10 protein-coding genes are annotated in these 9,576 nt (G+C 52.4%); 6 read left to right on the top strand and 4 right to left on the bottom strand.

The window, feature by feature from the left end:
- Positions 1 to 97: 97 nt before the first annotated feature.
- Together thyA and lgt are read right to left on the bottom strand one after the other, a co-directional pair.
- On the bottom strand, positions 98 to 892 hold the full coding sequence (thyA, locus tag DBY68_RS10115) for a thymidylate synthase (protein ID WP_108475957.1): 795 nt from the start codon (positions 890 to 892) through the stop codon (positions 98 to 100).
- 6 nt (positions 893 to 898) lie between these two features.
- Positions 899 to 1,771, bottom strand: a complete 873-nt coding sequence (lgt, locus tag DBY68_RS10110) for a prolipoprotein diacylglyceryl transferase (protein WP_015963202.1) — start codon at positions 1,769 to 1,771, stop codon at positions 899 to 901.
- Between the two features lie 357 nt (positions 1,772 to 2,128).
- Here lgt and DBY68_RS10105 point away from each other — a divergent pair, with 357 nt between their 5' ends.
- Positions 2,129 to 3,064, top strand: a complete 936-nt coding sequence (locus tag DBY68_RS10105; protein WP_158529114.1) for an alkaline phosphatase family protein — start codon at positions 2,129 to 2,131, stop codon at positions 3,062 to 3,064.
- Positions 3,065 to 3,110: 46 nt separating this feature from the next.
- On the opposite strand, the gene ptsP is transcribed toward DBY68_RS10105, so the two are convergent.
- Positions 3,111 to 5,357 (bottom strand): phosphoenolpyruvate--protein phosphotransferase, encoded by a 2,247-nt coding sequence (ptsP, locus tag DBY68_RS10100; protein WP_108475955.1) that lies wholly within the window; start codon positions 5,355 to 5,357, stop codon positions 3,111 to 3,113.
- A gap of 12 nt (positions 5,358 to 5,369) precedes the next feature.
- The gene (rppH, locus tag DBY68_RS10095) at positions 5,370 to 5,900 is read right to left on the bottom strand and encodes an RNA pyrophosphohydrolase (protein ID WP_015963199.1); all 531 of its coding nucleotides are present in this window, start codon (positions 5,898 to 5,900) and stop codon (positions 5,370 to 5,372) included.
- A gap of 453 nt (positions 5,901 to 6,353) precedes the next feature.
- Between rppH and DBY68_RS22995 the strand changes: the two genes are divergently transcribed.
- The 5 genes from DBY68_RS22995 to DBY68_RS10065 all read left to right on the top strand — a co-directional run bounded on the left by DBY68_RS22995 (position 6,354) and on the right by DBY68_RS10065 (position 9,566).
- Positions 6,354 to 6,491, top strand: coding sequence for a hypothetical protein (locus tag DBY68_RS22995; RefSeq protein ID WP_167405876.1), 138 nt, complete (start codon positions 6,354 to 6,356; stop codon positions 6,489 to 6,491).
- 91 nt (positions 6,492 to 6,582) lie between these two features.
- Complete coding sequence (mutH, locus tag DBY68_RS10080; RefSeq protein WP_108475952.1) at positions 6,583 to 7,278, top strand: DNA mismatch repair endonuclease MutH; 696 nt, start codon at positions 6,583 to 6,585, stop codon at positions 7,276 to 7,278.
- Between the two features lie 63 nt (positions 7,279 to 7,341).
- Complete coding sequence (locus DBY68_RS10075; protein ID WP_108475951.1) at positions 7,342 to 8,055, top strand: TerC family protein; 714 nt, start codon at positions 7,342 to 7,344, stop codon at positions 8,053 to 8,055.
- A gap of 125 nt (positions 8,056 to 8,180) precedes the next feature.
- Positions 8,181 to 8,399 (top strand): YgdI/YgdR family lipoprotein, encoded by a 219-nt coding sequence (locus tag DBY68_RS10070; protein WP_015963194.1) that lies wholly within the window; start codon positions 8,181 to 8,183, stop codon positions 8,397 to 8,399.
- A gap of 126 nt (positions 8,400 to 8,525) precedes the next feature.
- Complete coding sequence (locus DBY68_RS10065) at positions 8,526 to 9,566, top strand: NADP(H)-dependent aldo-keto reductase (RefSeq protein ID WP_108475950.1); 1,041 nt, start codon at positions 8,526 to 8,528, stop codon at positions 9,564 to 9,566.
- The last annotated feature ends 10 nt before the right edge of the window (positions 9,567 to 9,576 follow it).

Raw genomic sequence — 9,576 nt, 5'->3', positions numbered from 1 at the left:
GGCCCTGGAAGTATCCAAAAGCGCATAAAAAGAGCCAGTCAGTCGCTTAACTGACTGGCATTACACGCTGAAGGTGCCGGTTTTTCATCTACTGGGATTAAATCGCGACGGGCGCTTTAATCCCCGGATGCGGGTCGTAGCCTTCAATCTCGAAATCTTCGAATCGGTAATCAAAGATTGATTCCGGCTTACGTTTAATGACCAGCTTCGGCAACGCGCGTGGTTCGCGAGTCAGCTGCAGCGCAGTCTGCTCCATATGGTTGCTGTACAGATGCGTGTCGCCGCCCGTCCAGACAAAATCGCCCACTTCCAGATCGCACTGCTGCGCCATCATATGCACCAGCAGTGCATAACTGGCGATGTTAAACGGCAGGCCGAGGAACACATCGCAGGAGCGCTGATAGAGCTGGCAGGAGAGCTTGCCATCCGCCACGTAGAACTGGAAAAATGCGTGGCACGGGGCCAGCGCCATCTTATCCAGCTCGCCCACATTCCACGCCGACACAATAATGCGGCGGGAATCCGGGTCGTTTTTCAGCTGATTCATTACCGTGGTGATCTGGTCGATATGGCGGCCATCCGGCGTCGGCCAGGCGCGCCACTGCTTACCGTAAACCGGGCCTAAATCACCGTTTTCATCGGCCCATTCGTCCCAGATGGTCACGTTATTTTCACGCAGATACGCCACGTTGGTGTCGCCCTGCAGGAACCACAACAGTTCGTGGATGATGGAGCGTAAATGACAACGTTTCGTCGTCACCAGCGGGAAGCCATCCTGCAGATTAAAGCGCATCTGGTGGCCAAAAATAGAGGTCGTGCCCGTGCCGGTACGGTCATTTTTCTGGGTGCCTTCATCAAGCACCTTCTGCATCAATTCAAGATACTGTTTCATGATTCCTCAGGAGACGTGTTGCTGCGGACGGCGGAATGCCCAAACCATCATAATGATACCCGCAAGCACCATCGGAATGGAAAGGATCTGCCCCATGCTGATGTACTGCACCCACGCACCGGTGAATTGCTGATCCGGCTGGCGGAAGAATTCGACGATGATGCGGAACAGGCCGTAGCCTATCAGGAACAAACCAGAGACCGAACCCGCCGGGCGCGGTTTGCGAATAAACCAGTTGAGGATCAGGAACAGCACTACGCCTTCCAGCGCCATTTCATACAGCTGAGACATATGGCGCGGCAGCGAGCCGTAAGTATCAAACAGCGATTGCCACTCCGGATGCGATGGCAGCAGCGCCAGATCTTCCGCACGCGAGTTCGGGAAGAGCATGGTGTATTTGAAGCCAGGATCAACGCGGCCCCAGAGTTCGCCGTTGATAAAGTTACCCAGACGTCCGGCGCCCAGGCCAAACGGGATCAGCGGAGCAATAAAGTCGGAAACCTGGAAGAAGGTGCGTTTGGTGCGTTTCGCAAAGACAATCATCACGATAATCACACCAATCAGCCCTCCGTGGAAGGACATGCCGCCATCCCAAACGCGGAACAGATACAGCGGATCATTCAGGAAAAGATCAAAGTTATAGAACAATACATAACCAATGCGCCCGCCGAGGAATACCCCCAGGAAGCCCGCATACAGCAGATTTTCAACTTCGTTTTTCGTCCAACCGCTGCCAGGACGATTCGCGCGACGGCCTGCCAGCCACATCGCGAAGACGAAGCCAACCAGATACATCACGCCATACCAGTGCAGCGAGACCGGTCCAATAGAAAAAATTACCGGGTCAAATTCCGGGAAACGCAGATACCCACTATTCATCTGTCACCACAAGTTCTTGTTATTCCGCCGAAAGTGGTCAGCGGTATGGATGTGCGCCTACGTGAAACGGGCGCGCCAAAGGGCAGAATGATAGCACAAGGCGTGCAGTAGAGGGGGCGAGGAAGATGTAAAAGATGTGTAAGAGAATCCAAACCAGTGCAGACACTCGCATTTTCATGGCCGGGGTGAAGGAATATATATTATTAATATTTAATCCAACCTGATTAATAATATTCACAAATAGGAAAACAGAAAAATACCCTGTTCCAAAAAAATAAAACCGCATTAATATCACAAAAAAATAATTCTTCCTCCTTTATCATGCGTTATCTCTGTTTTTATTTGAAGGTCTTAGCTATGAAAAAAAGCATTCTTGCGGTAGCACTTTGTGCATTGAGTTTTTCAGCGATGTCGGGGACTAAAAAAGTAATGATTATTGGGCTGAATGGTACATTACCAGCAGCTATCGATCAGGGAATACAAAATGGCAGTTTTCCCCAGTTTTCGAGCCTTGTGAAAAGCGGGTCGATTAACTGGAATATGACTTCCGTTGCCGATGTGAAAAACACGCATAATACCTTTTCCGCGCCGAACTGGGCGAGCCTGTTAACCGGCGTTGAGCCAAAACACCATGGCATTGTGAACAACGATATAGAGAACCCCCATGCCGTAGACAGCACATTTAAAAACTACAATCCCAAAAAATACCCGCCTGTCATGATGTACATGGATAAAATTGGCATTGAAAGCTCTGGCTACATCGCCTGGCCGGTGTTAGACCAAACATTTGGCCGCTACTTTACCCATCGCGCAACCACCACAGATGGAAATGATGCTGCCATTATCGATAAAGTCGTCGCTGATTTACCCACCACATCTTCTGATTTTATCTTTATTCAAATGAGTGGTGTTGAAAATGTCGGTAATAACCATGGTTATGGTTTCAATACACCAGCTTATAAAGCGGCTATACAATATTCAGATAATCAATTAAAAAGAGTGCTGACCGCGCTCAAAGGCCGCAAAGATTTTAAAAATGAAGAGTGGTTACTTTTCGTCATGACCGATCACGGTGGAAATGCGAATGGTACCTCTTATTCCAATGGCAACTTACCAGAAAACTTTAATACTTTCCTGATCGTCAATTATATTAAGAAAGGAAAATGGCAGGATTTACCCACGATGAATAATCGCAGTAGCGATGCCAGCGCCATCACGCCAGCCGTGATGAATTTCCTGGAATTTACGCCGGATATTCCATTCGACAGCCAACCTGTCGCGATTTTCAACTAATCCGATTCACGTCAGGCGGGAGAAAACGTGACTCCCGCCAGCCCGTTTACCGTCCGCCGCGAATTAACCCCCCCAGACCACGACGCTCCATAAACGCCGCCACCTGATGGCGCACTTCTGTGGTGAGCTGCGCTTCCAGACTACGCTGCGCCAGCGTTTGCGCCTCCTCAAGCTCAACGTTGCGGAGCAAATACTTCACGCGCGCCACTGATCGTCCATTCATCGACAAATGCCGGAAACCCAGTCCAACCAATATCGTCACGCACATCGGGTCGCCCGCCATTTCACCGCACAGACGAAGATCGATATCGTAGCGCTCCGCTTCCTGCGCCACCTTCGACAGCACGCGCAGCATAGCCGGATGCAGGCTATCGTAGATGTTCGCCACTCGCGTGTTGTTACGATCGACCGCCAGAATGTACTGGGTAAGATCGTTGGTGCCAACGGAGATAAAATCGATGCGATTTGCCAGATGCGGCAGCATAAAGACCATCGAGGGCACTTCCAGCATGATGCCGACACGCGGTTTCGGGATCGCGTAGCCGATCATCTCTTCCACTTCACGCCCTGCACGGTCAATCAGACGACGCGCTTCATCAACCTCTTCAAGGCTGGTAACCATGGGCAGCAAAATGCTGAGGTTACCGGTCGCGGCGTTGGCGCGCAGCATGGCGCGCACCTGGATCAGGAAGATCTCCGGCTGATCGAGCGTAATGCGGATCCCACGCCAGCCCAGGCACGGGTTCTCTTCGCTGATGGGCATGTACGGCAGTTGTTTATCCGCACCGACATCAAGCGTACGCAAGGTCACCGGTTTATCGTTAAACATCTGCAACATGCCCTGATACTGCGCGACCTGCTCCTCTTCCGATGGGAAGCCGCTTTGCAGCATAAAGGGGATTTCGGTGCGATAGAGGCCAATGCCGTCAATGCGCCGCCCCTGTTTCTCTTCGTGCTCCGGGCTGAGGCCCGCGTTGAGCATGACTTTTATCCGTTCGCCGCTTTTAAGTTGCGCCGGACGCTCAACATCATCTTCGGCGATGCGGCTCAGTTCATGCTCTTCGCTGATAAGACGTTGATATTCCTGAATCAGGATCGGTTCAGGATCCACCAGTAGCTCGCCGCGATAGCCATCCACCACCAGGTTGCGGCCATGCAGCACCGAAGGTTGAATATCCGCGCCCATAACGGTGGGGATGCCGAGTGCACGCACCATAATCGCCGCATGCGAGTTTGCTGCGCCATCGCGAACGACTACGCCGACAAGTCTGTCCTGCGGCACTTCCGCAAGCGTGGTGGCCGAGAGTTCATCAGCCACCAGCACGAAACGTTCCGGCCAGGCATTTGCGCCCTGAATGGTATCGTCGAGGTGGAACAACAGACGCTGGCCCAGCGTACGCAGATCGCCCGCGCGCTCTTTCAGATAGCCGTCACTCAGCGCCGCAAACTGTTCGGCAAATTTCTCGATAACTTTTTTGACCGCCCACTCAGCGACCGAGCCTTTATCCACTTCGGCAAACAGCGCCCGGCGCAGGCTGGCGTCGGAAAGCAGGTGTGAATAGAGGTCGAAAATCGCCGCCGTTTCTTTTTGCGCCCCGGCGGCATAACGCTTGCTGTAGCGACGGAATTCATTGGCCGCCTCTTCCAGCGCGCCGGTCAGCCGTTCACGCTCTTGCGCGGTGTCGAGCGTCGAGGCCTCGTAGATCTGCTCCATCAACGGCAGCGTGGCATCCATCCAGCCTTCGGCTATCGCCACCCCGGACGAGGCCGGAAGCGCGCGAATACGCGTCTGGCGATACTGACCAAACAGCGCAGTGAGCTGCGACTGGGAAAGTATCGCCGCCATTTGCGTGGCGAGGGTGACCAGGAAAGACTCTTCGCTTTCATCGTACTGACGCAGCTCGCGCTGCTGAACCACCAGCACGCCAAGCAGTTGCCGCCGCTGAATGATCGGCACGCCAAGGAAGGCGCGGAAACGCTCTTCTTTGACGGAAGGAATGTATTTAAAACTGGGGTGTTTTTGCGCGTCGGCCAGGTTGATGGGTTCGGCCAGTCGGCCAACCAGGCCGACAATACCTTCATCAAAGGCGAGCGTGACCGTACGACCGCGCGGTTTTTTTAAGCCGCGCGTCGCCATCAGGTAATAGCTGCGTCGGTCGTGGTCGGCCAGGTAAACCGAGCATACCTCGGTTTCCATCGCCAGACAGATATCTGTAACCAGAATATCCAGCGCCTCGTTTAAACGCGGCGCACTGGCAACCTTCTCGACTATTTCGCGTAAGCGAGTGAGCATAATGTGCGTGACTTAACCTCTTTTACGTCGATAAGCTGGTGCGCTTTGCGGCCTGGAGTTGCTTTCCGCAAGCGCCATCACAACACTGGCGAACTCTTTCATCACCCGGCGGTATACATCACGCTTAAACGAGACGACCTGACGCACCGGATACCAGTAACTCACCCAGCGCCAGCCATCGAACTCCGGCGTGCTGCTGGTTTGCATATTGATATCTGCGTCATTGCCAATCAACTGCAAGAGAAACCACTTCTGCTTCTGGCCGATACAAACCGGCTTTGTGTCCCAACGCACCAAACGTTTCGGCAACTTGTAACGCAACCAGTTTCGGGTAGAAGCGAGGATCCGCACATCCTTGCGGCTTAATCCTACTTCTTCAAACAGTTCCCGATACATCGCTTGCTCTGCGGTTTCACCTGGGTTTATCCCGCCTTGCGGGAATTGCCAGGAGTGCTGACCATAGCGCCGAGCCCACATGACCTGGCCCTGACGGTTGCAAATTACAATACCAACGTTTGGGCGGTAGCCATCGTCATCAATCACCGGACTACCTCAAAATAAGCTTCAATGTGAATGATTGTTTCATACTCCCCGGAAACGGTAAACCACTCTCTCGTCCCGCTCATAACGAATAACATTTGAATAACTCACAGTAATGAGCCGAGTTATAAACAGAAGCGTGAGCGTAAAGGCGATTTTATTCACTTTTTCTGTGGATAGAGTTGTGAAGAAGTATGGAATTAACCCGGGAAAACCCGGAGTAGTCCTAATCATCAGAGATGAGAGCATCTCAGGAAAACGCTATTTTTCATAAAGTTATTATCATCATTTATCAGTCATTACAGCGTAACGTGATGATCATCACATCACCGATCCTTTGATTGATGAAAGATCGAACAACGACGATTTTATCCACAGCTTGTGCCAATATCTTAGGCATCTTTTGTGCGAAAATTCGATTTTCGTCGCACGTCAAGGCTGTAAATTGAAACAGTAGTGGCGCTTTTCCCCAGTTATCCCAATTTTCTGTGGATAACATGGTGTAAGATCCTGTTCATTGCCAGTGACCAGAATTGGAAAACCTTTTTTTTACAACTTTTTCATGAGCCAAAAACCAGAAAAAATCCATATTAATCATTACATTGGTATATTTACTCAGAAAAAGTTAAACTCTATCCACAGCGTGCAAAACTCTCGTTCATTTTTTGACCAAAAGGTTCATCCCATGTCTGCCCTGATTCCTTTGACCTCTTCCCCACAAACTCAGGCTGAGTTGTTAACACAAGCGCAACGTCTCGCCGGGTATTCCTTAGGGGAGCTGGCGGCCATCGCGGGGCTTCCCATTCCGAAAGATTTGAAACGTGATAAAGGCTGGATTGGCATTCTTCTGGAGCTATGGCTGGGGGCCAGCGCGGGCAGTAAACCCGAGCAGGATTTCGCCGCGCTGGGCGTCGAACTTAAAACGATTCCGATTGATAGCCTGGGCCGTCCGCTGGAAACCACATTTGTCTGCGTTGCACCGCTCACCGGCAACACCGGGGTGACATGGGAGAGCAGCCACGTACGCCATAAACTGAAATGCGTTTTGTGGATCCCGGTTGAAGGCGAGCGCGCGATTCCACTGGCCGAACGCCGGGTAGGATCGCCGCTGCTGTGGACGCCGAGCGCTGAAGAAGAGAGGCAGTTGCAGATGGACTGGGAGGAACTGATGGACCTCATCGTGCTGGGTCAGGTCGAGAAAATTACCGCTCGCCACGGCGAAGTGCTGCAACTGCGCCCTAAAGCCGCCAACAGCAAAGCGCTAACGGAAGCCATTGGCGCGCACGGCGAACCTATCCTGACGCTGCCACGCGGTTTTTACCTGAAGAAAAATTTCACCTCCGCCCTGCTGGCCCGTCACTTCATGCTACAAACGTATTAATATTTTTACCCCGCCGCCGCTCAAGCTTATAATTGACGCTTTCGTTTTGGCAGGACTTTATAGATGTTATTTGCATGGATAACCGATCCCAACGCCTGGCTGGCGCTTGGCACCCTGACGCTTCTGGAGATCGTCCTTGGGATCGACAATATTATTTTCCTCTCTTTGGTTGTCGCGAAACTTCCCACCGCACAACGTGCCCACGCCCGTCGCTTAGGGCTACTGGGCGCGATGATTATGCGTCTGGGGCTGCTGGCCTCCATCGCCTGGGTGGTTAAGCTGACTAACCCGCTGTTCTCAGTGCTGGGACAGGAAATCTCGCTGCGCGATCTCATCTTACTCGTCGGCGGGCTATTCCTCATCTGGAAAGCCAGTAAAGAGATCCATGAATCGATCGAAGGCGACGAAGAGGGGCTGAAAACCAACGTTCACTCCTTTATGGGCGCCATCGTGCAGATTATGCTGCTGGATATTATTTTCAGCCTCGATTCGGTCATTACGGCGGTAGGTCTGTCCGATCACCTGTTCATTATGATGGCCGCCGTGGTGATTGCCGTCGGTGTGATGATGTTCGCCGCTCGCCCGATCGGCGAGTTTGTTGACCGCCACCCGTCGGTCAAAATGCTGGCGCTGTCGTTCCTGATTCTGGTGGGCTTCACCCTGATCCTGGAAAGTTTCGATATTCACGTACCGAAAGGTTACATCTACTTCGCGATGTTCTTCTCCATTGGCGTCGAGAGCCTGAACCTCATCCGCAACAAAAAAAATCCGCTCTAATCTCCCCTCTTCAGCCCTCTTTTGAGGGCTGAATCTTATTTTTTTAAGACTTTACTGCTTTATGCTCTCAAAATATTGAGTTATTACTACAATGATAAACGTGCGGCCATAAAAGGGGATTAAGGATGAAAAAATGGGCGGTGTTGATTTCCGCAGTGGGTTTGGCTTTTGCTGTGTCGGGTTGCAGCAGTGATTATGTGATGGCAACCAAGGATGGCAGGATGATCCTGACGGACGGAAAACCGGAAGTCGATGACGACACGGGGCTTATCAGCTACGAAGATCAGCAGGGTAACAGAATGCAGATCAATCGCGACGACGTTTCGCAAATCATTAAACGTTAAGAAAATGAGGTCAGCCGCCTGCTGGCCTTTTTTGATCTTTTTGCTTCCACTTTCTCTCTCCCTCTGCCATTTTTATATTCCTTTGTCGGGACATTCCTGACGTTGTTAAGAAAAAGGAAGCTGGCTATGCACTACCACCGTATTCCCCACAGCTCGCTGGAGATAAGCACTCTTGGGCTGGGCACTATGACGTTTGGTGAACAAAATAGTGAAGCCGACGCCCACGCACAGCTCGATTACGCCGTCAGTCAGGGTATCAACTTGATTGACGTCGCCGAAATGTATCCGGTGCCACCGCGCCCGGAGACTCAGGGTTTGACCGAGACCTACGTCGGTAACTGGATTGCCAAACGCGGTAACCGCGAAAAACTCATCCTGGCCTCAAAAGTCAGTGGCCCTTCGCGCAATAACGACAGCGGCATCCGCCCAAACCAGGCGCTTGACCGCAAAAACATTCGCGAAGCCCTGCATGACAGCCTGACCCGCCTGCAAACGGATTACCTCGATTTATACCAGGTACACTGGCCGCAGCGCCCAACCAACTGCTTTGGCAAACTGGGCTACACCTGGGCCGATTCCGCACCGGTAGTTTCATTACTCGATACGCTGGAAGCGCTGACCGAATTCCAGCGCGCCGGGAAAATTCGCTACATTGGCGTCTCGAACGAAACGGCCTTCGGCGTGATGCGCTATCTGCATCTGGCGGATAAACACGACCTGCCGCGCATCGTCACCATCCAGAACCCGTACAGCCTGCTTAACCGCAGCTATGAAGTGGGTCTGGCCGAGGTGAGTCAGTTTGAAGGCGTTGAACTGCTGGCCTACTCCTGCCTGGCATTCGGCACGTTAACCGGCAAATACCTTAACGGTGCGAAACCTGCTGGCGCGCGCAATACGCTGTTCAGCCGCTTCACCCGCTACAGCGGTGAGCAGGCGCAGAAAGCGGTAGCCGCGTATGTTGATATCGCCAAACGTCACGGGCTCGACCCGGCGCAAATGGCGCTGGCCTTTGTGCGTCGTCAACCGTTTGTCGCCAGCACCCTGCTGGGCGCAACCACGCTTGAACAGCTGAAAACTAACGTCGAGAGCTATCACCTTGAACTGAGCGAAGAGGTGCTGGCAGAGATTGAAGCGGTGCATCAGGTTTATACCTACCCGGCACCGTAAGGAAAAAGGC

Origin of the sequence: Pseudocitrobacter sp. RIT415 (assembly GCF_003057695.2) — a bacterium.
Classification (GTDB): domain Bacteria; phylum Pseudomonadota; class Gammaproteobacteria; order Enterobacterales; family Enterobacteriaceae; genus Pseudocitrobacter; species Pseudocitrobacter faecalis.
Note: the sequence above shows the minus strand (reverse complement) of the source record. Positions and strands in the feature narration are given on the sequence as shown.